This is a genomic window from Pseudomonas sp. NPDC089758 (assembly GCF_044748705.1).
GTDB lineage: Bacteria > Pseudomonadota > Gammaproteobacteria > Pseudomonadales > Pseudomonadaceae > Aquipseudomonas > Aquipseudomonas putida_X.
Genome location: NZ_JBIVGN010000011.1, coordinates 156239 through 176151, shown reverse-complemented (window position 1 = coordinate 176151; position 19913 = coordinate 156239). Strand labels below are relative to the sequence as shown.

The following is a 19913-nucleotide window of genomic DNA, read 5'->3' as shown; positions in this document are numbered from 1 at the left end:
GAATGAATCATGCGTCATCGTAAAAGTGGACGTCACCTGAGCCGTACCAGCTCTCACCGCAAAGCTATGTTCCAGAACATGGCTGTGTCGCTGATCGAGCACGAGCTGATCAAAACCACCCTGCCGAAAGCCAAGGAACTGCGCCGCGTTGCCGAGCCGCTGATCACCCTGGCCAAGGAAGACAGCGTTGCTAACCGCCGTCTGGCCTTCGACCGTACCCGTTCGAAGTCCGCTGTTGGCAAACTGTTCAACGATCTGGGCAAGCGTTACGCCACCCGTCAGGGCGGCTACCTGCGCATCCTGAAGTGCGGTTTCCGCGCTGGCGACAACGCGCCTATGGCGTACGTCGAGCTGGTTGATCGTCCAGTCGGTGGTGCTGTAGAAGCTGCCGAGTAAGACGTTCTGTCTGCTACAAAAAACCGGGCCTAGTGCCCGGTTTTTTGTTTTCATAGGAATTGTTTTTTTCTATCGATACGACACGTGCAATGAATTTGTTCTGAATCGACCGCTCGTCGATACTCCTATCCAAGCCGATTCGCCGGCAGTTCAAAACCGATATGGAGAGCCCATGAGCAAGATTCTCACCACCGCCAGCGGTGCCCCCGTAGCTGACAATCAGAATTCCCGCTCTGCTGGCCTGCGCGGCCCGTTGTTGCTCGACGATTTCCACCTGATCGAGAAGCTCGCTCACTTCAACCGTGAGAACATTCCTGAGCGGCGTGTGCATGCCAAAGGCTCGGGAGCCTATGGCACGTTTACCGTCACCCACGACATCACTCGGTACACCAAGGCCAAGCTGTTCGATACGATTGGTAAGCAGACGGAAACCTTCCTGCGCTTTTCCACCGTCGGCGGCGAGCGTGGTTCGGCTGACACCGAGCGTGATCCTCGCGGCTTTGCGGTAAAGTTTTACACCGAGGAAGGCAATTGGGACATCGTCGGCAACAACACGCCGGTTTTCTTCATCCGCGATCCGCTCAAGTTCCCGGATTTCATCCACACCCAGAAGCGCCATCCGCAATCAAACCTGAAGAACGCTCAGATGATGTGGGATTTCTGGTCGCACTCGCCTGAAGCGCTGCATCAGGTCACCATCCTGTTCTCCGATCGCGGCATTCCGGACGGCTACCGGCACATGCACGGCTTCGGCAGCCACACCTATAGCTTGATCAGCGCGGCTGGCGAGCGCACATGGGTCAAATGGCACTTCAAGACCCAGCAAGGTATCAAGAACCTTACGCCAGCCGACGCTGCGCGCCTGGCGGGTACAGACCCTGACTACGCCCAGCGTGACCTGTTCGAGGCCATTGAGCGCGCAGACTACCCCCGTTGGACCGTGTGCATTCAGGTCATGACCGAGGAGGAGGCAGCCAGCCGCGAAGAAAATCCGTTCGATGTGACCAAGACTTGGTCGCAGAGGGACTATCCGTTGATCGAGGTGGGTGTCCTGGAGCTCAACCGTAACCCGCTCAACTATTTCGCTGAAGTCGAGCAGGCTGCGTTTGGCCCGAGCAACATGGTGCCGGGCGTTGGGCTGTCCCCAGACCGCATGCTGCAGGGCCGCGTTTTCGCCTATGCCGATGCGCACCGGTATCGTGTGGGCACCAACCACCAGCAGTTGCCGGTCAACGCGCCACGCTGCCCGGTCAATAGCTACCAGCGTGATGGATCGATGGCGTTTGGTAGCTATGGCAGTGCACCCAATTACGAGCCCAATAGCTATGGCGATGCGCCTAAGCAGTCGCCTGGCCATGGCGAACCTGCATTGGCCCTCAAAGGCGCTGCGGACCGCTACGATCATCGTGAAGACAATGACTACTACAGCCACGCCGGTGCACTGTTCCGCTTGATGAACGATGAACAAAAGGCTTTGCTGATCAGCAATATCGCCGGAACCATGGCAGGTGTCAGTCAAGATGTCATTCAACGTCAACTGCAGTACTTCTTCATGGCTGATCCGGCCTATGGTGAAGGCATTGCCAAGGCATTGGGCGTGAATCTCGCCTAACTCGAAGTGATAAGAAGAACCGCCCTCATTTGGGCGGTTTTTCAATGAATATCACTACTGTTTACCTGATTTTTTGCCCCTGATTGCGCATTTTTCAGTGACCGTGGGCAATTCCTGGTTCAAACTATGTCTCATTAGACGTATCCACACGGAGAATCAGGGCGATGCAAGGTCACCCGGACGTAATCAATTATCTCGTCACGTTGCTGAAGGGCGAACTGGCCGCACGCGACCAGTACTTCATTCACTCGCGCATGTACGAAGACTGGGGCCTGTCCAAGCTCTACGAACGCATCAACCATGAGATGGAAGAGGAAACCCAGCACGCCGATGCGCTGATGCGGCGTATCCTCATGCTCGAAGGCACCCCCGACATGCGCGCGGATGACCTGGAAGTGGGTAGCACTGTCCCGGAAATGATCGAAGCGGACCTCAAGCTCGAGTACAAGGTTCGTGCCGCCTTGTGCAAAGGCATCGAGCTGTGCGAGCTGCACAAGGACTACATCAGTCGCGATATCCTGCGTGCGCAGCTGGCCGATACCGAAGAAGATCACACCTACTGGCTTGAGAAGCAGCAGGGCCTGATCAAGGCCATCGGCCTGGAAAACTACCTGCAGTCGCAGATGTAAGTTATCCACAGATAAAAAAGAGCCCCAGGCACCATCCGTGCCTGGGGCTTTTTCATGGGCTACCAGATCAGGCCCGGTCACGCTCCAGAAGCGGTTTCAGGTAGTGCCCTGTGTACGACTGCTTCATCTTGGCCAGTTCCTCCGGGGTACCGCTGGCAATAATTTGCCCACCCTTCGAACCACCCTCTGGGCCCAAGTCGACCAACCAGTCCGCGGTCTTGATCACATCGAGGTTGTGCTCGATGACCACCACCGTGTTGCCGTGGTCGCGCAGGCGGTGCAAGACGTCCAGCAACTGCTGAATATCGGCGAAGTGCAGGCCCGTGGTCGGCTCGTCAAGGATGTACAGGGTCTTGCCAGTATCGCGTTTGGACAGCTCGCGTGAGAGCTTGACCCTTTGCGCTTCACCCCCCGACAGCGTCGTCGCCGACTGGCCCAGCTTGATGTAAGACAAGCCTACATCCATCAAGGTTTGCAGCTTGCGCGCCAGCGCCGGCACCGCATCGAAGAATTCGCGCGCATCCTCGATGGTCATTTCCAGGACCTCGTGGATGTTCTTGCCTTTGTATTTGATCTCCAGGGTTTCGCGGTTGTAGCGCTTGCTCTTGCACACGTCGCACGGCACGTAGATGTCCGGCAGGAAGTGCATTTCCACCTTGATCAGCCCATCGCCCTGGCACGCCTCGCAACGGCCGCCCTTGACGTTGAACGAGAAACGCCCCGGGCCGTAGCCGCGTGAGCGCGATTCCGGCACGCCGGAAAACAGCTCACGAATCGGGGTGAAGATGCCGGTATAGGTCGCCGGGTTCGAACGCGGTGTGCGGCCGATCGGGCTCTGGTCGATATCGACGACTTTGTCCAGGTGCTGCAGGCCATCCATGTTGCTGTGCGGTGCGGCTTCCAGGCTGCTGGCACCGTTGAGGGCGGTAGCGGCCAGGGGATACAGCGTGTTGTTGATCAACGTCGACTTGCCCGAGCCGGATACGCCAGTCACGCAGGTCAGCAGGCCGATCGGGATTTCCAGGTCAACGTTCTGCAGGTTGTTGCCTCGCGCGCCCTTGAGCTTGAGGGACAGCTTTTTGTCGCGGGGCGTGCGTTTGGCAGGGACGGCGATTTTCTTGCGGCCGGACAGGTACTTCCCGGTCAGCGAGTCGGGATGTGCCATGACTTCTTGCGGCGTACCCTCGGCAACGATCTGGCCACCGTGTACGCCGGCCCCTGGGCCGATGTCCACCACGTAGTCAGCCAGGCGAATGGCGTCTTCGTCGTGCTCGACCACGATCACGGTGTTACCCAGGTCGCGCAGGTGGTTGAGGGTGGCGAGCAGGCGGTCGTTGTCGCGTTGATGAAGACCGATGGACGGTTCATCAAGGATATACATCACCCCGACCAGCCCCGCACCAATCTGGCTGGCCAGGCGGATCCGCTGCGCTTCGCCGCCGGACAAGGTGTCGGCACTGCGATCCAGGGTAAGGTAATCCAGGCCAACGTTGACCAGAAACTGCAGGCGTTCGCAGATTTCCTTGAGGATCTTTGCCGCAATTTCACCGCGACGCCCGGTCAGGGTCAGCTCACCGAAGTAGCTGCTGGCTTCACCGATAGGCAGGTTGGTCACCGCCGGCAGGGTTTTTTCGCCAACCCAGACATGCCGTGCTTCGCGGCGCAGGCGGGTGCCGCGGCAGTCGGGGCAGGGCTGGGTGCCGAGGAACTTGGCCAGCTCCTCACGCACCGTGGCCGACTCGGTTTCGCGGTAGCGCCGCTCCAGGTTGGGCACGATCCCTTCGAACGGGTGCGAACGCTTGACGATGTCGCCACGGTCGTTCAGGTACTTGAAGTCAACGCTCTGCTTGCCACTGCCTTGCAGGATTACCTTCTGGTGCTCGGCCGACAGCTCGCCGAACGGTTCCTCCAGGCTGAACCCATAATGCGCTGCCAGCGAACCCAGCATCTGGAAGTAGTAGACGTTACGCCGATCCCAGCCGCGGATAGCGCCCTCGGCCAATGTCAACTCGCTGTTGACCAGGCGCTTGATATCGAAAAATTGCTTTACCCCCAGGCCATCGCAGGTCGGACAGGCGCCGGCCGGGTTGTTGAACGAAAACAGCTTGGGCTCCAGTTCGCTGATCGCATGGCCGCAGACCGGGCAGGCGAAACGAGCGGAGAAGATCGTCTCTTCGCCTTCTTCATCGTCCATCGGGGCAACCAGGGCGATGCCGTCGGCCAGCTTGAGGGCGGTCTCGAATGACTCGGCAAGGCGTTGTTGCAGGTCGGCGCGGACCTTGAAACGGTCCACCACCACATCGATGCTGTGTTTCTTCTGCTTGTCCAGCTTGGGCAGTTCGTCGAGTTCGTAGAGCTTGCCGTTGACGCGTGCCCGAACGAAGCCTTGGGCACGCAGTTCGTCGAACACGGCCAGGTGCTCACCCTTGCGCTCGCGCACTACCGGAGCCAGCAGCATCAGCTTGCTGCCTTCCGGGCGCTCCAGCACCAGGTCGACCATCTGGCTGACGGTCTGCGCCTCCAGCGGAATGTCGTGGTCCGGGCAGCGCGGAGTACCCACGCGGGCATAAAGCAGGCGCAGGTAGTCGTAGATTTCGGTGATGGTGCCTACCGTCGAGCGCGGGTTGTGCGAAGTCGACTTCTGCTCGATGGAGATGGCAGGCGACAGGCCTTCGATCGTGTCGACGTCAGGTTTTTCCATCATCGACAGGAATTGCCGGGCGTAGGCCGACAGCGATTCCACATAGCGGCGCTGACCCTCGGCATACAAGGTATCGAATGCCAGGGAAGACTTCCCGGACCCGGACAAGCCGGTGATCACGATCAGCTTGTCCCGCGGCAGGGTCAGGTCGATGTTCTTCAGGTTGTGGGTACGTGCCCCACGAATAAGGATCTTGTCCACTGCGGCCTCGCTTGGCGGGCATAAACAAGGAAGTATACGGGGCGCTGCCAGTACGCGGCAAAGCGTCACGTAGATGCCGTCAAGCTGTCGGACTGATAGAATCGCCGCCGGTTCACACGAGGTTAATCCATGCACGACACCCACAACGAGCGCATGAGTGGCAGCGAAACGCGCGCCGCTGGCGGCCTGGCCCTGGTCTTTGCCTTTCGTATGCTGGGCATGTTCATGGTCTTGCCGGTGCTGGCCACCTACGGCATGGACCTGGCCGGTGCCACGCCCGCGCTGATCGGCCTGGCCATCGGTGCCTATGGCCTGACCCAGGCGTTTTTTCAAATCCCTTTCGGGATGATTTCCGATCGCATCGGCCGCCGTCCGGTGATCTATCTGGGCCTGGTGATCTTCGCTTTGGGCAGTGTACTGGCGGCTCAGGCCGACTCCATCTGGGGTGTGATTGCCGGGCGAATTCTGCAGGGCGCCGGGGCGATTTCCGCCGCAGTCATGGCGCTGCTGTCCGACCTGACCCGCGAGCAGCACCGTACCAAGGCCATGGCCATGATCGGCATGAGCATCGGCCTGTCGTTCGCTGTGGCGATGGTCGTTGGCCCACTTCTCACCAGCGCCTTCGGCCTGTCAGGATTGTTCCTCGCCACGGCAGGACTTGCCCTGGTGGGAATTTTGCTGATCGCCTTCATCGTGCCCAACACCCACAGCACCTTGCAGCACCGCGAATCGGGTGTGGCGCGCCAGGCACTCGGTCCAACCCTGCGCCATCCGGACCTTCTGCGCCTGGACGCCGGCATCTTCATCCTCCACGCGATCCTCATGGCGAGCTTCGTTGCGCTGCCTCTGGCCTTCGTCGAGCGCGGTGGCTTGCCCAAGGAAGAGCACTGGTGGGTGTACCTGACTGCGCTGTTCATCTCATTTTTTGCAATGGTCCCTTTCATCATCTACGGCGAAAAAAAGCGCAAGATGAAACGCGTATTGGCCGGAGCGGTCAGTGTGTTGCTGCTGGTGGAGGTGTTCTTCTGGCAGTGGGCTGACAACTTGCGCGGACTGGTGATTGGCACCGTGGTATTCTTTACTGCATTCAACCTGCTGGAGGCATCGCTGCCGTCGCTGGTTAGCAAGGTGTCGCCTGCTGGCGGCAAGGGGACGGCGATGGGGGTGTATTCCACCAGCCAGTTCCTTGGTGCTGCGCTGGGTGGAATCCTTGGCGGCTGGCTGTTCCAGCACGGTGGGCTGAACACGGTGTTCCTCGGTTGCGCGGTGCTGTGTGCCGTATGGCTGGTGGTTGCGTTACGCATGAACGAGCCGCCGTATGTGACCAGCCTGCGCATGCCGCTGACGCCTGAGGCAGTCCGGGAAGCCGGCCTGACCGAGCGCCTGATGGCCGTGCCGGGTGTGACCGACGCCGTTGTGGTGGCAGAAGAAGCTGCCATCTATATCAAACTGGATACGAAAATTTTGGACCGTGCGACCCTCGAGCGTCTGGTGAACCCAGCCTCGTCGGCGTGCGAAGCCTAGGAGAACGTTATGGCCCGTGGGGTTAACAAAGTCATTCTGGTCGGCACCTGTGGCCAGGATCCCGAAGTCCGCTACCTGCCCAACGGTAACGCCGTGACCAACCTGAGCCTGGCTACCAGCGAGCAGTGGACCGACAAGCAGTCGGGCCAGAAGGTCGAGCGCACCGAGTGGCACCGTGTGTCGATGTTCGGCAAGGTTGCCGAAATCGCTGGCGAATACCTGCGCAAGGGTTCGCAGGTGTACATTGAGGGCAAGCTGCAGACCCGCGAGTGGGAAAAAGACGGCATCAAGCGTTACACCACCGAAATCATCGTCGACATGCAGGGCACCATGCAGTTGCTCGGCGGCCGTCCGCAGAACCAGCAAGGTGGCGGCGACCAGTACAACCAAGGTGGTGGTAACAACTACAACCAGGGTGGCCAGCAGCAACAGTACAACCAGGCGCCACCACGTCAGCAGGCCCCACGCCCGCAACAGGCCCAGCAGCGCCCTGCGCCGCAACAGCCTGCGCCGCAGCCGGCTGCTGACTTTGACAGCTTTGATGACGATATTCCGTTCTGAGCAACCTCAGGTCGGTAAGACGTCCAGCTTTATCGAAAAACCCAGGGCATTTGCCCTGGGTTTTTTTGTGTCTCGCGGATTGCCGGGGGATCGGGAAATGCATCCTCGAACGCTTTGTTTCGACGATTGCCGTGACCGCTTGCCTCAAGGCCTGCGTTCGAAGTTCTTCGCCGCTGCCGCCGCCAGGTCCGGTGGCAGGAAGTCCTTGTCCGGATTGTAGTCCGCCTTCAGGTACCGCTTGAGGTCCACCAAGTCCTGTGGGCTCAAAGTACCAGCCGCCTGCTTCAGGCTGAGGTTGTCGAGAATGTAGTCGTACCGGCTGTTGTTGTAGTCGCGAACCGAGGTGTACAGCTGGCGCTGGGCATCGAGCACGTCGACGATATTGCGGGTACCGACCTGGTAACCGATCTCGGTGGCTTCCAGCGCGCTCTGGTTGGAAATGATCGACTGCTTGCGCGCTTGCACCTGCTCCACATCGGTATTCACGGCACGGTGCAGGTTGCGTGTGTTCTCCACCACCTGGCGGCGCAGGCTCTCGCGTTGTTGTTCGCTCTGGCTCAGGCGCTGGTATGCCTCGCGTACTTGCGAGCTGGTCAGGCCGCCGCTGTAGATTGGGATGTTCAGCTGCAGGCCGATGCTGGTCTGCTCCACGTCACCGCTGTAGCGCACGCCCAGTTGCGAAGGGTTGGAGAAGCCCAGGCTGTCATTGTCGCCTTTCTGGTATTTGGCTACCGCATCAAGGGTCGGGGCGTGGCCGGCCTTGCGCTGGCGTAGGGTTTCTTCGGCGGCATCGACTGCGTAGTTGGTTGCCAGCAGGTTGAGGTTCTGCCGCCCCGCAGTCTCGACCCAGGCCTTGGCGTCGTTGGGGGTGGGCACCTGTATCGGCAAGGTGTGAACAACGCCCTGGATCGAGGTGTATTCGCGGTTGGTGAGGGTCACCAATGCCTCGAAAGCATCCTGCACCTGGCGTTCGGCAATGATCCGGTTGGCCCGGGCGGTGTCGTAGCTGGCCTGGGACTGCAGCACGTCGGTCTTGTCGGACAGGCCGACATCGAAACGTTCGTTGGACTGGTCGAGCTGGCGCTTGAAGGCCGATTCTTCGGCTTTCGTGGCTGCCAGGTTGTCCTGGGCCCGCAGCACGGCAAAGTAGCTTTGCGCGGTCTGCAGGATCAGGTTCTGCTCAGTGGCAGACAACTCCAGCGCTGCCTGCTCGTTGACGGCCTCGGCGGCCTGCAACTGGAACCAGCGATCGGCGCGGAAGACAGGTTGCGCCAGTGTGGCGCTCCAGGAATTGCCGCTGCGGTTCGAGGTGATCGAGGGTTCGTCGAGTTTGGTGCGGGTGTTCATCATTTCGGCACCTGCCGACAGGTTGGGCAGCAGGCCGGCGCGGGCCTGGGGCACCACTTCGCGGCGCGCGCCATAATCGGCGCGAGCGGCGGCAAGATCGGCGTTGTTGTCGACCGCTTCCTGGTAGACACTGACCAAATCAGTCTTCACCGTCATGGGCACATCCGCTGCCCAGGCCACTCCGTTGGACGCACAAGACACGGCAATCGCCAGTGAGAGTTTGCGCAGCATAGAGGCAATCCTTGTACGAAATTTAATTACTGAACTGTTGAGTATCGAGCGATGGGGCAGTGTAGTGCCATGCGCAGTTGGCAACAATCGTTGGCGGTGCCTTTCATCATCCCCCCGTTTTACACGCTTGGCTTTGCCGGCCACTCCAGTCTAGACTGCGCACGTTCTTGTCGGGGTGCCTTGAAGCAAAGGCTGAGATCGCATAGGTGCGGATCCCGTTGAACCTGATCAGGTTAGCGCCTGCGTAGGGAACAAGATTGCTCGCCTTCCCGGGGAGCCTCTTGTGCCAGGTCCGGGAATGTCGCAGCTGCAAGCAGCTCAAGGCACTCCATGTATCCGGCACTGCATACCCGCCAAGGGGTGCGTCCGCGTCTTTCAGGTTCTCCCCGACATTCCACCGCTAGGAAGCTGTCTGGAGCCTGTGATGAGCAAACAAGAAAAAACGATCAACCTCAGCGAATCGGCGCAAGTCGATCAGCAGTCCGTGCAACCCTTCCCGCGTTCGCGCAAGGTCTATGTCCAGGGCTCGCGCCCGGACATCCGCGTGCCGATGCGCGAAATCAGTCTGCACGATACCCCCACCGACTTCGGCGGCGAAGCCAACGCGCCGGTACTGGTCTACGACACTTCCGGCCCCTATACCGATCCCGACGTCATCATCGATGTACGCAAAGGCCTGGCCGATGTGCGTTCGGCCTGGATTGACGCCCGTGGCGATACCGAGCGCCTGGGTGGGCTGAGCTCGAATTTCGGCCAGCAACGCCTGAACGACGCCGAACTGGCCAAGCTGCGCTTCAACCATGTGCGCAACCCGCGCCGCGCCAAGGCTGGCGCCAACGTCTCGCAGATGCACTACGCGCGCCAGGGCATCATCACCGCCGAGATGGAGTACGTCGCCATCCGCGAGAACATGAAGCTGCAGGAGGCACGCGCTGCTGGGCTGCTCACGCAGCAGCACGCCGGCCACAGCTTCGGCGCCAACATCCCCAAAGAGATCACTGCCGAGTTCGTGCGCGAGGAGATCGCCCGCGGCCGCGCGATCATCCCGGCCAATATCAACCACACGGAGCTGGAGCCGATGATCATCGGCCGCAACTTCCTGGTGAAGATCAACGGCAACATCGGCAACAGCGCCTTGGGCTCCTCGATCGAAGAAGAAGTGGCCAAGCTGACCTGGGGTATTCGCTGGGGCTCGGACACGGTCATGGACCTGTCGACCGGCAAACACATCCACGAAACCCGCGAGTGGATCATCCGCAACTCGCCGGTACCCATCGGTACCGTACCGATCTACCAGGCCCTGGAAAAGGTCGGCGGAGTTGCCGAAGACCTGACCTGGGAGCTGTTCCGCGACACGCTGATCGAGCAGGCAGAGCAGGGCGTTGACTACTTCACGATCCATGCTGGCGTGCTGCTGCGCTACGTGCCACTGACCGCCAAGCGAGTCACCGGTATCGTCAGCCGCGGCGGGTCGATCATGGCCAAGTGGTGCCTGGCGCATCACCAGGAGAACTTCCTGTACACGCATTTCGATGAGATCTGCGAAATCATGAAGGCTTACGACGTGAGCTTCTCGCTCGGTGACGGACTACGCCCAGGCTCGATTGCCGATGCCAACGACGCGGCGCAGTTCGGTGAGCTGGAAACCCTTGGCGAGCTGACCAAGATCGCCTGGAAGCACGACGTGCAGTGCATGATCGAAGGCCCTGGCCATGTGCCGATGCAGCTGATCAAGGAAAACATGGACAAGCAGCTGGAGTGCTGCGACGAGGCGCCGTTCTACACCCTCGGCCCTCTGACCACTGACATTGCGCCAGGTTACGACCACATCACCTCGGGCATCGGCGCGGCCATGATCGGCTGGTTCGGCTGCGCCATGCTGTGCTACGTCACGCCCAAGGAGCACCTGGGCCTGCCGAACAAGGATGACGTCAAGACCGGCATCATCACTTACAAGATCGCCGCGCATGCTGCCGACCTTGCCAAGGGGCACCCAGGCGCACAGATCCGTGACAATGCCCTGTCCAAGGCGCGTTTCGAGTTCCGCTGGGAGGACCAGTTCAACCTGGGCCTGGACCCTGACACCGCGCGTGCCTTCCACGACGAAACCCTGCCGAAGGAGTCGGCCAAGGTCGCGCACTTCTGCTCGATGTGCGGGCCGAAGTTCTGCTCGATGAAAATCACCCAGGAGGTCCGGGAGTACGCCGCCAACCTGCGCATCGATGCCGTGGATGTGTCGGTTGAGGAGGGTATGCGCGAGCAGGCCGAACGGTTCCGCCAGGAAGGCAGCCAGCTGTACCACAAGGTGTAAGCCGCTGTGATCGTTTGCAGGAGCGCCCCGGCAACGCCGCTCCTGCAACGACTGCGTCGATTGGATTTCTTAGTCGAGTGACAACAATGACAACTACCAGCCATTTTTCCCCCGACCACCCCGTCCCCGCCAGCCAACGCCCGTTCGGTGGCCGGGACCTGTTCTCGCTCTGGTTTTCCCTCGGCATCGGCCTGATGGTGCTGCAGGTCGGCGCGATGCTCGCCCCCGGCCTGGGCCTGGCCGGCGCGGTGCTGGCCATCATCTTGGGTACCGGCGTGGGCGTGCTGCTGCTTGGGGCGGCAGGCGTGATTGGCAGCGACACGGGCCTGTGCGCCATGGCCACCCTGCGCCTGAGCCTGGGCAGCCACGGCGCGCGCTTGCCGGCGTTGCTCAACCTGCTGCAACTGATCGGTTGGGGGGCGTTCGAGATCATTGTCATGCGTGATGCCGCCAGCCTGCTGGGCGCGCGCACCTTCGGTGAAGGCAGCCTGTGGAACAGCCCAATGTTCTGGACCCTCTGCTTCGGTGGCCTGGCCACGCTGCTCGCGGTCAGCGGGCCGCTGGCATTCGTGCGCAAGGTGCTGCGTAAATGGGGGATCTGGCTGTTGTTGGGCGCTTGCCTGTGGCTGACCTGGAACCTCTTCGCCAAGGCTGACCTGAGCGAGCTGTGGCAGCGCAGCGGAGATGGGTCGATGTCGCTGGCCACGGGCTTCGACATCGTCATCGCCATGCCGCTTTCCTGGTTGCCGTTGATTGCCGACTACTCGCGCTTCGCCCGCAGCGCCAGGCGCGTGTTCGGCGGGACCGTGCTCGGTTACTTCATCGGCAATACCTGGCTGATGAGCCTGGGCGTGGCCTACACCCTTGCCTTTGCGCCGAGCGGTGAGGTCAATGCGCTGCTGCTGGCCCTGGCCGGTGCCGGGCTGGGTATTCCGTTGCTGCTGATTTTGCTGGACGAGTCGGAGAAGGCCTTTGCCGATATCCACTCGGCGGCGGTATCGACTGGCCTGCTGGTACGCCTGAAGGTCGAGCACCTGGCGTTGGCCATCGGTGTGCTATGTACGCTGATTGCTCTGCTGGCGCCGCTGGCCCAGTACGAGAACTTCCTGCTGCTGATTGGCTCGGTGTTCGCGCCGCTGTTCGGTGTGGTGCTGATGGACCACTTCGTGATCCGCCGCCGCCGCCTGCCAGCACAAATCGATGGTTTGCACTGGCAGGCGCTGCTGGCTTGGGCGGTGGGCGTGGTGGCCTATCACAGTATCGCTGCGCAAGCGCCAGAGGTCGGCGCTACCCTGCCGGCATTACTGCTGGCGGGTGGGCTGCATGCGCTACTGAGCCTCAGCCGCGGCCGGGGAACAGTTCGGGCTTGAGCACGCCATTCAGGCGAGGGTAGGGAAGCTTCAGTTCCACGTGGCCCATGGAGTAGGGCGCGATGGTATAGACCTCGTATTTGACAACCACTGCGCCGTACGTCAGAGCGATGTGCGGCGACTTCTTGAACGGCCAGGTTTTGACGAACTCGGCATCCTTGTCCATCCCCACGCTGATCAGCCAGGCGCGGTGCGATTCTTCTACCGTTTTCCAGAAGGTGTCTTCCTGGCCCGGGACCAGCATGTCCTGCAGGGTCAGTACCTTGTCCAGCTTGCGCGAATAGTTGATGAAGCCCCGGCCTGGCATGCCATGAGCGCCGCCGCTATCGAGGTAGCTGGACAGCTCGATGATCACCAGCCCGTCATGCTGTTCACGTACCTTGGCCTGCAGGTAGCTGCTGTTGCGTTTGTCGGCAGTTGCCAAGTATTGCTGCTCATACGCCTGCAAAGTGCTTGGTGCGGTGCCATGCTGGTTGTCTTCGGTCAGTTGCAGCAGGCGCTTTTCGACGATTGCGTCGAGCTTGGGCAGGTCCGGGAAGTGAATGGTGTCAATATTCACCAGTGGGCAGTCACTCTCGCTGCAACCTGGCTTTACGTGCTCCCAGGCGTCGCGCTTCACCTCCAGCGGGGCACGGTAATTCGGCGCGAACAGGCTCTGGCAGGCACCGAGGGCCAAGGCCAGCACCGCCACGGCAGTCAGTTTGACAAGTGTCATGATGATCCTTGCAATACAGGGAAAAGTCGGCCTTTGACCGCCTGCGCGGCCTTCAGTTCGCCACTAAGCTAACAGAGAGAACAGCCCCTGTCCCGACTGCGCGAATGGTTAACGGAAAGGGGTGAAACAGGCAGGCGTGCAGAGTAGGATGGCGCGAAGCGGTATTTGAGGTAATGAGGATTTCCATGTCAGACGCGTTGAATTCAGTGCCCAAGGGCTTCGACATCATCGAACGGGCCAATTGCTTCCAGGGCTTCTACAGGCTCGACAAGCTTCGCCTGCGCCATGAGCTGTTCGCCGGGGGCATGGGCCGTGAGATCAGCCGCGAACTGTTCGTGCGCCATGATGCCGTTTGCGTGCTGCCTTACGATCCGCTGCGTGATGAAGTGGTATTGATCGAGCAGTTTCGCGTCGGTGCGCTGGATAAAGTCGACAATCCGTGGCTGATCGAGATGGTCGCCGGCCTGATCGACAAGGACGAACAGCCTGAAGAGGTCGCTCATCGTGAAGCCGAGGAGGAAGCCGGCCTGACCTTCAGCGCCCTATGGCCGATGACGCGGTATTTCCCGTCGCCGGGCGGCAGTGATGAATACGTGCACCTGTTCCTTGGCCGCTGCAGCAGCGAAGGCGCCGGGGGGCTGCACGGCCTGGAAGAAGAGGGCGAGGATATCCGTGTGCGGGTCTGGTCGTTCGAAGATGCCTTGCAGGCTGTGCGCGATGGGCGTATCTGCAATGCGGCGACGATCATCGGCCTGCAATGGCTGGCGCTCAACAGAGATGAAGTACGAGGTATGTGGAAGTGAACCTGCTGCGTGAGCGTTATCGGGTCGATCTGGCCGGGCTGCAGGCAGCCTGTGAGGCCAACTACGCCCGGCTCATGCGCTTGCTGCCCGACATGCGTACCACTCAGAGTTCGCGCCGCATCGGCATGACCCAGGGCGACCAGATGCTCGGCGTGCTGGTCCTCGATGTAGTGCTGGCCTGCCCGTATACCACTACCCTGCGGGTGCGCCAGGAGCACAGCCTGCCTTGGCTGCCGGTGCCCCACCTTGAGGTGCAGGTGTACCACGATGCGCGTATGGCCGAAGTGGTCAGCGCCGAACACACCAGGCGCCTGCGCAGCATCTACCCGTATCCCAACCAGTCCATGCACCAGCCGGATGAAAAGGCCCAGCTCAATCTGTTTCTCGGCGAATGGCTGAGCCACTGCCTGGCGTGTGGTCACGAGCTGGCAAGTGTGCGCTGAAATGTGACTCAGGTCGGTTTCGGCTGTTTTCTCGTAACCGATCCCCCGCCATAATTCGTGCTGAATTCCCCCGAGGAGACGGCCGGTGCCGCACCCAGACCCCTCTCAGGCACCCGTATGCGTGGTGCAATTGACTGACGCTCACCTGTTCGCTGACCCTGCGGGCACGCTGCTGGGGCTGCGCACGCGCGACAGCCTGCGTCATGTGATCGCTCAAGTGCGTCGTGAACAGCCGCGTATCGATCTGCTGTTGTGCACGGGTGACCTTTCGCAGGATGGCAGTGTTGCCTCGTATCAGGCGTTTCGTGATCTTACGGGCGAGATCGGCGTGCCGGCGCGCTGGTTGCCGGGTAATCATGATGAAGCCAGGGTCATGGCCGAGGTGGCGCCGGAGCTGGTGCAGGCAGTGACCGATATCGGCGCCTGGCGTGTCATCATGCTCAATTCTGCGGTGCAGGGCGCGACCCATGGGCTGCTTGAGCCGGCACAGCTGGCGCTGCTCGATGATGCGCTCGTGTCGGCCGGTGGGCGCCATTGCCTGGTCTGCTGCCATCATCAACCGGTGGATATCGGCTGCGCCTGGATCGCACCGATCGGGTTACGCAATGCGGATCAATTGCTGCGCCGGCTCGAGGGTTATCCACAGGTGAGGGCGCTGCTTTGGGGGCATATCCATCAGGAGTGGGATGAGCTGCGTGGCGGGCTGCGCCTGCTGGCCACGCCATCGACCTGCATACAGTTCGCCGCGGGTAGCGAAGACTTCAAGGTGAGTGAGGAGCAGCCAGGTTACCGCTGGTTGCGCCTGCATGCCGACGGGCAGCTGGAGACCGGGGTGCAGCGGGCCACGGACTTCGAGGTGAAGCTCGATTTCGATAGCCCGGGCTATTGAAACCAGGCCAGCAGCATCGCAAAAATTGTTGCGAAAAACCCGCCGCTGCGCCAAAACACGGCGAACACGCTACACTGCGCATCCCTGCGCCTCCACCATGGGGCGCGAAGCCAAAGATTCCGGGGGCAGCATGTCGGGTTCCATCCTCTATATCCATGGCTTGAACAGCTCACCGCTCTCCACCAAGGCGCGTCAGCTCGACGCTGTGATGCAGCAGCTAGGCCTGTCCGGCCAGCTGCGCGTACCCGCCTTGCACCATCACCCGCGCCAGGCCATCGCACAGCTCGAAGCGGCCATCGGCGAACTGGGCGCGCCCCTGCTGGTCGGCAGTTCGCTCGGCGGCTACTATGCCACCCATCTGGCCGAGCGCCTGGGCCTTAAAGCCCTGCTGATCAACCCTGCGGTCACCCCGCACAAGCTGTTCGACGGCTACCTGGGCACCCAGCGCAACCACTACAGCGGCGAAACCTGGGAGCTGACCCACGATCATGTCCAGGCCCTGGCTGAACTGGAAGTGCCGGCCCCCGCGGATGCCAGCCGCTATCAAGTGTGGTTGCAGACCGCCGATGAAACCCTGGACTATCGCCACGCCCAGCATTATTACCGGGCGTGCGCGTTGCGTATCCAGGCCGGTGGTGACCACGGCTACCAGGGCTTTGCCGAGCAGATACCAGCCCTGCTGGCCTTCGCCGGAATTGCCCGGGGGCAGTATGCGGCGCTCGATTTTTCTGTATTTTGATTTTTTCGCATTCACCAGACTGACGACGAGAACCCATGGCCAACCCCAGCGCTAGCGCCTATAACGCAGACGCCATCGAAGTCCTCTCGGGCCTTGACCCGGTCCGTAAACGGCCGGGCATGTACACCGATACCAGCCGGCCCAACCACCTGGCCCAGGAAGTCATCGACAACAGTGTCGACGAAGCCCTGGCTGGCCACGCCCGTTCGGTGCAGGTCATCCTTCATGCCGACCACTCGCTGGAAGTCAGCGATGACGGCCGCGGCATGCCGGTGGATATCCACCCCGAAGAGGGCGTATCGGGGGTCGAGTTGATCCTCACCAAGCTGCATGCCGGCGGCAAGTTCTCCAACAAGAACTACCAATTCTCCGGGGGCCTGCACGGCGTCGGCATCTCGGTGGTCAATGCCTTGTCGACCCAGGTGCGCGTGCGCGTCAAGCGGGACGGCAACGAATACCAGATGACCTTTGCCGATGGCTTCAAAGCCAGCGAGCTGGAAGTGGTCGGTACTGTCGGCAAGCGCAATACCGGCACCAGTGTGTACTTCAGCCCCGACCCGAAGTACTTCGATTCACCCAAGTTTTCCATCAGCCGCCTCAAGCACGTGCTCAAGGCCAAGGCCGTACTGTGCCCAGGCCTGTTGGTAAGCTTCGAGGACAAGGCCAGCGGCGAGAAGGTCGAATGGCATTACGAGGATGGCCTGCGTTCCTACCTGGTCGACTCGGTCAGTGAGTTCCAGCGCCTGCCGGACGAGCCCTTTTGCGGCAGCCTGGCCGGCAACAAGGAAGCCGTGGACTGGGCCTTGCTGTGGCTGCCCGAAGGCGGTGACAGTGTTCAGGAAAGCTACGTCAACCTGATCCCCACCGCCCAGGGCGGTACCCACGTGAACGGCCTGCGTCAGGGCCTGCTCGATGCCATGCGCGAGTTCTGCGAGTTCCGCAACCTGTTGCCGCGCGGGGTCAAGCTGGCGCCAGAAGACGTTTGGGAACGCATCACGTTCGTGCTCTCGATGAAGATGCAAGAGCCACAGTTCTCTGGGCAGACCAAAGAGCGTCTGTCGTCGCGCGAGGCTGCAGCATTCGTCTCAGGCGTGGTCAAGGACGCCTTCAGCCTGTGGCTCAATGCACACCCCGAACTGGGCATGCAGCTGGCGGAACTGGCCATCAGCAACGCCGGCCGCCGCCTCAAGGCCAGCAAGAAAGTCGAACGCAAGCGCGTCACTCAGGGCCCTGCGCTGCCGGGCAAGCTGGCCGATTGCGCAGGCCAGGACCCAATGCGGGCCGAGCTGTTCCTGGTCGAGGGTGATTCGGCCGGTGGCTCTGCCAAACAGGCGCGTGACAAGGAGTTCCAGGCGATCCTGCCGCTGCGCGGCAAGATCCTCAACACCTGGGAAGTGGACGGTGGTGAGGTGCTGGCCAGCCAGGAAGTGCACAACATTGCCGTGGCCATCGGTGTCGACCCGGGCGCTGCCGACCTGTCGCAGCTGCGCTATGGCAAGATCTGCATCCTTGCCGACGCCGACTCCGACGGCCTGCACATCGCTACCCTGCTGTGCGCGCTGTTCGTTCAGCACTTCCGTCCGTTGGTCGAAGCAGGCCACGTCTACGTTGCCATGCCGCCGCTGTACCGTATCGACCTGGGCAAGGAAATCTACTACGCCCTCGATGAGGCTGAGCGCGACGGCATTCTCGACCGTCTGGTGGCCGAGAAAAAGCGTGGCAAGCCACAGGTCACCCGATTCAAAGGGCTGGGCGAAATGAACCCACCGCAGTTGCGCGAAACAACCATGGACCCTAACACCCGGCGCCTGGTCCAGCTGACCCTGGATGACCTGCAGGGCACGACCGAAATCATGGATATGCTGTTGGCCAAGAAACGTGCGGGCGATCGCAAGAACTGGCTGGAGACCAAAGGCAATCTGGCCGAGGTTCTGGTTTGATTCGTTCGTTTGTCGCGGTTTTCCTTACGCTGGTCGCGCTGCAAAGCCTGGCTGGCGACTGGCCGGAGCTGAAGCTGACATCCGAGCATCCGATCGACGGCATGCGCGGCGGCAATCTCTCCGGGCTGGCTTTTTGTCGGGGTGCGTTGTGGGGCGTTTCGGATCGCGATGATGACCGTATCTACCGCTTCGACCCGCACAATCAGGTCTGGCGCGCCCAGCCTTTGACGTTCTCCCCACCCCCGGTGCCGGACAGCGGTTTGCCTTGGGGGCTGAAGTCGCGCAACTGGGCGGTGTCGTACATTCGTGGCGGGCAGTTTGATTACGAAGGCATCACTTGCGATCAGGCTGGTAACATCTACCTGGTCAGCGAAGCGCATGTGGCCGTGCTGCAATTGCCGGTCGTAGGCGCACCTGCCTGGCTCAGGGTTGACCCAGCGATGATTCGCCAGGCCCGGGCCAGTGGCATGCTGCTGAACTTCAATGCCCTGTTCGAAGGCCTGGCGATCAACCCGGCCGGTGATCGCCTGTGGCTTGCGGCCGAGCGTGAGCGCCGGGGCTTGGTCAAGATAGAACGGCAGCAGTCGGTATGGACGTGCGGACGCAGTTGCGTACTGCTCAGTGAAGCCGGGGTCGAGATGCAACCGCCACAAATGCCTGAGGCCCGTGCGCTTTCGCGTGATTTTGCGGACCTGGCCTGGTTCGAGGGCAAGTTGTTCACCCTCGAACGTAATGCATACCGCGTGTGCCGGCGCCATGCCGACAACGGCGAGGTCGAGCGCTGCTGGTCATTCGCCGCCGATGCTCTGGTGCCCGAGCGCCGCTACGATCAGCCGTTCGGCCTGGCCGAAGCGTTGGTGATCGATGCCAAGGGCGCCTGGATCGGTCTGGACAACAACAACGCTGATCGCGCCGATGGTGAAAACCGCCCGGTCGTCTGGCGCTTCGCCGCCCCGCAGGGCGGGTGGAGCGCCACACCATGAGCCAGCCACCGGGCAAGCGTGCGGGCAGGGTACTGATGATCGTCGCCTGGGCGGCGGCGATGTTCCTCGCTACGCGGTTTTTCGGTGAGTGGGAGGCGCGCGAGCGTAACCCCAATACCCAGGTGCAGTCCGAGCACGGCGAAGGCTTCATCGAGGTGCGCCTGCTGGGCAATGGCCAGGGCCATTTCGTGGCAGATGGCGCGATCAACGGCAAAGCTGTGCATTTCATGCTCGATACCGGCGCCACCGACGTGGCGATCCCCGAGGCGCTGGCCCGTGACCTGAGCCTGCAACGTGGCAGCCCGGTCATCCTCAGCACCGCCAACGGTCGCACCGAAGGTTACCGCACGCGACTGGACAGCCTGCAGCTTGGGGATATCCGCCTGCAGGGCGTGCGCGCCCTGGTGGTGCCGGGGCTGGATGGGCAGACGGTGCTGCTCGGCATGAGCGCTCTGAAACAACTTGAATTTACCCAGCGCGGCGGCACCATGCTGCTGCGCCAGAACCTGAAATGACGA

17 protein-coding genes and 1 riboswitch are annotated in these 19913 nt (G+C 61.5%); of the genes, 14 read left to right on the top strand and 3 right to left on the bottom strand.

Annotated features, from left to right (window positions below; genetic code table 11):
- Nucleotides 1-9 precede the first annotated feature (9 nt).
- The 3 genes from rplQ (at nt 10) to bfr (ending at nt 2637) form a co-directional block, all read left to right on the top strand.
- Nucleotides 10-396: a 50S ribosomal protein L17 gene (rplQ, locus tag ACIPZH_RS16675; protein WP_003255451.1), complete on the top strand. Its 387-nt coding sequence runs from the start codon at nt 10-12 to the stop codon at nt 394-396.
- A 172-nt stretch (nt 397-568) separates the two neighbouring features.
- Nucleotides 569-2008, top strand: a complete 1440-nt coding sequence (locus ACIPZH_RS16670) for a catalase (RefSeq protein ID WP_400636931.1) — start codon at nt 569-571, stop codon at nt 2006-2008.
- Nucleotides 2009-2172: 164 nt separating this feature from the next.
- Entirely contained in the window at nt 2173-2637 is a 465-nt protein-coding gene (bfr, locus tag ACIPZH_RS16665) for a bacterioferritin (protein ID WP_012316512.1), read from the top strand.
- A 67-nt stretch (nt 2638-2704) separates the two neighbouring features.
- On the opposite strand, the gene uvrA is transcribed toward bfr, so the two are convergent.
- The gene (uvrA, locus tag ACIPZH_RS16660; protein ID WP_241806274.1) at nt 2705-5539 is read right to left on the bottom strand and encodes an excinuclease ABC subunit UvrA; all 2835 of its coding nucleotides are present in this window, start codon (nt 5537-5539) and stop codon (nt 2705-2707) included.
- A 129-nt stretch (nt 5540-5668) separates the two neighbouring features.
- Between uvrA and ACIPZH_RS16655 the strand changes: the two genes are divergently transcribed.
- Together ACIPZH_RS16655 and ACIPZH_RS16650 are read left to right on the top strand one after the other, a co-directional pair.
- Nucleotides 5669-7063: an MFS transporter gene (locus tag ACIPZH_RS16655; RefSeq protein ID WP_241806273.1), complete on the top strand. Its 1395-nt coding sequence runs from the start codon at nt 5669-5671 to the stop codon at nt 7061-7063.
- Nucleotides 7064-7072: 9 nt separating this feature from the next.
- Complete coding sequence (locus ACIPZH_RS16650) at nt 7073-7624, top strand: single-stranded DNA-binding protein (RefSeq protein WP_012316509.1); 552 nt, start codon at nt 7073-7075, stop codon at nt 7622-7624.
- A 144-nt stretch (nt 7625-7768) separates the two neighbouring features.
- Here ACIPZH_RS16650 and ACIPZH_RS16645 read toward each other — a convergent pair whose 3' ends face one another.
- Nucleotides 7769-9202 carry a TolC family outer membrane protein gene (locus ACIPZH_RS16645; protein ID WP_241806272.1) on the bottom strand — a complete coding sequence of 478 codons (1434 nt, stop codon included), beginning with the start codon at nt 9200-9202 and terminating at the stop codon, nt 7769-7771.
- A 161-nt stretch (nt 9203-9363) separates the two neighbouring features.
- Nucleotides 9364-9470, top strand: a riboswitch (TPP riboswitch).
- Between the two features lie 156 nt (nt 9471-9626).
- On the opposite strand from ACIPZH_RS16645, the gene thiC reads away from it, so the two are divergent.
- Together thiC and cytX are read left to right on the top strand one after the other, a co-directional pair.
- A complete protein-coding gene (gene thiC, locus ACIPZH_RS16640; RefSeq protein WP_241806271.1) occupies nt 9627-11513 on the top strand; it encodes a phosphomethylpyrimidine synthase ThiC in 1887 nt (628 codons plus the stop codon).
- 86 nt (nt 11514-11599) lie between these two features.
- Nucleotides 11600-12883, top strand: a complete 1284-nt coding sequence (gene cytX / locus ACIPZH_RS16635) for a putative hydroxymethylpyrimidine transporter CytX (protein WP_241806270.1) — start codon at nt 11600-11602, stop codon at nt 12881-12883.
- Here cytX and ACIPZH_RS16630 read toward each other — a convergent pair.
- Nucleotides 12852-13598 (bottom strand): RsiV family protein, encoded by a 747-nt coding sequence (locus ACIPZH_RS16630; protein ID WP_241806269.1) that lies wholly within the window; start codon nt 13596-13598, stop codon nt 12852-12854. The two genes, cytX and ACIPZH_RS16630, sit on opposite strands and share 32 nt — an antisense overlap.
- Nucleotides 13599-13783: 185 nt before the next feature.
- Between ACIPZH_RS16630 and ACIPZH_RS16625 the strand changes: the two genes are divergently transcribed.
- From ACIPZH_RS16625 to ACIPZH_RS16595, 7 genes are all read left to right on the top strand, one after another.
- Nucleotides 13784-14401, top strand: coding sequence for an NUDIX domain-containing protein (locus ACIPZH_RS16625; protein ID WP_241806268.1), 618 nt, complete (start codon nt 13784-13786; stop codon nt 14399-14401).
- Nucleotides 14392-14844, top strand: a complete 453-nt coding sequence (locus ACIPZH_RS16620; protein WP_042111790.1) for a DUF1249 domain-containing protein — start codon at nt 14392-14394, stop codon at nt 14842-14844. The genes ACIPZH_RS16625 and ACIPZH_RS16620 overlap by 10 nt, the downstream gene beginning before the upstream one ends.
- 85 nt (nt 14845-14929) lie before the next feature.
- Nucleotides 14930-15733 (top strand): 3',5'-cyclic-AMP phosphodiesterase, encoded by an 804-nt coding sequence (gene cpdA, locus ACIPZH_RS16615; protein ID WP_267819139.1) that lies wholly within the window; start codon nt 14930-14932, stop codon nt 15731-15733.
- Between the two features lie 130 nt (nt 15734-15863).
- Nucleotides 15864-16472 (top strand): YqiA/YcfP family alpha/beta fold hydrolase, encoded by a 609-nt coding sequence (locus ACIPZH_RS16610; protein ID WP_400636929.1) that lies wholly within the window; start codon nt 15864-15866, stop codon nt 16470-16472.
- 35 nt (nt 16473-16507) lie between these two features.
- Nucleotides 16508-18412, top strand: coding sequence for a DNA topoisomerase IV subunit B (gene parE / locus ACIPZH_RS16605; protein WP_012316499.1), 1905 nt, complete (start codon nt 16508-16510; stop codon nt 18410-18412).
- Nucleotides 18409-19395 carry an esterase-like activity of phytase family protein gene (locus ACIPZH_RS16600; protein ID WP_400636928.1) on the top strand — a complete coding sequence of 329 codons (987 nt, stop codon included), beginning with the start codon at nt 18409-18411 and terminating at the stop codon, nt 19393-19395. Before parE ends, ACIPZH_RS16600 begins: the two co-directional genes overlap by 4 nt.
- Nucleotides 19392-19910: a TIGR02281 family clan AA aspartic protease gene (locus tag ACIPZH_RS16595; protein WP_046788114.1), complete on the top strand. Its 519-nt coding sequence runs from the start codon at nt 19392-19394 to the stop codon at nt 19908-19910. The genes ACIPZH_RS16600 and ACIPZH_RS16595 overlap by 4 nt, the downstream gene beginning before the upstream one ends.
- The last annotated feature ends 3 nt before the right edge of the window (nt 19911-19913 follow it).

Bases quoted from the DNA above. Each gene is read 5' to 3' on its own strand.
- rplQ (WP_003255451.1), top strand. From the start codon at position 10: ATGCGTCATCGTAAAAGTGGACGTCACCTGAGCCGTACCAGCTCTCAC.
- ACIPZH_RS16670 (WP_400636931.1), top strand. From the start codon at position 569: ATGAGCAAGATTCTCACCACCGCCAGCGGTGCCCCCGTAGCTGACAAT.
- bfr (WP_012316512.1), top strand. From the start codon at position 2,173: ATGCAAGGTCACCCGGACGTAATCAATTATCTCGTCACGTTGCTGAAG.
- ACIPZH_RS16655 (WP_241806273.1), top strand. From the start codon at position 5,669: ATGCACGACACCCACAACGAGCGCATGAGTGGCAGCGAAACGCGCGCC.
- ACIPZH_RS16650 (WP_012316509.1), top strand. From the start codon at position 7,073: ATGGCCCGTGGGGTTAACAAAGTCATTCTGGTCGGCACCTGTGGCCAG.
- ACIPZH_RS16645 (WP_241806272.1), bottom strand. From the start codon at position 9,202: ATGCTGCGCAAACTCTCACTGGCGATTGCCGTGTCTTGTGCGTCCAAC.
- thiC (WP_241806271.1), top strand. From the start codon at position 9,627: ATGAGCAAACAAGAAAAAACGATCAACCTCAGCGAATCGGCGCAAGTC.
- cytX (WP_241806270.1), top strand. From the start codon at position 11,600: ATGACAACTACCAGCCATTTTTCCCCCGACCACCCCGTCCCCGCCAGC.
- ACIPZH_RS16630 (WP_241806269.1), bottom strand. From the start codon at position 13,598: ATGACACTTGTCAAACTGACTGCCGTGGCGGTGCTGGCCTTGGCCCTC.
- ACIPZH_RS16625 (WP_241806268.1), top strand. From the start codon at position 13,784: ATGTCAGACGCGTTGAATTCAGTGCCCAAGGGCTTCGACATCATCGAA.
- ACIPZH_RS16610 (WP_400636929.1), top strand. From the start codon at position 15,864: ATGTCGGGTTCCATCCTCTATATCCATGGCTTGAACAGCTCACCGCTC.
- parE (WP_012316499.1), top strand. From the start codon at position 16,508: ATGGCCAACCCCAGCGCTAGCGCCTATAACGCAGACGCCATCGAAGTC.
- ACIPZH_RS16595 (WP_046788114.1), top strand. From the start codon at position 19,392: ATGAGCCAGCCACCGGGCAAGCGTGCGGGCAGGGTACTGATGATCGTC.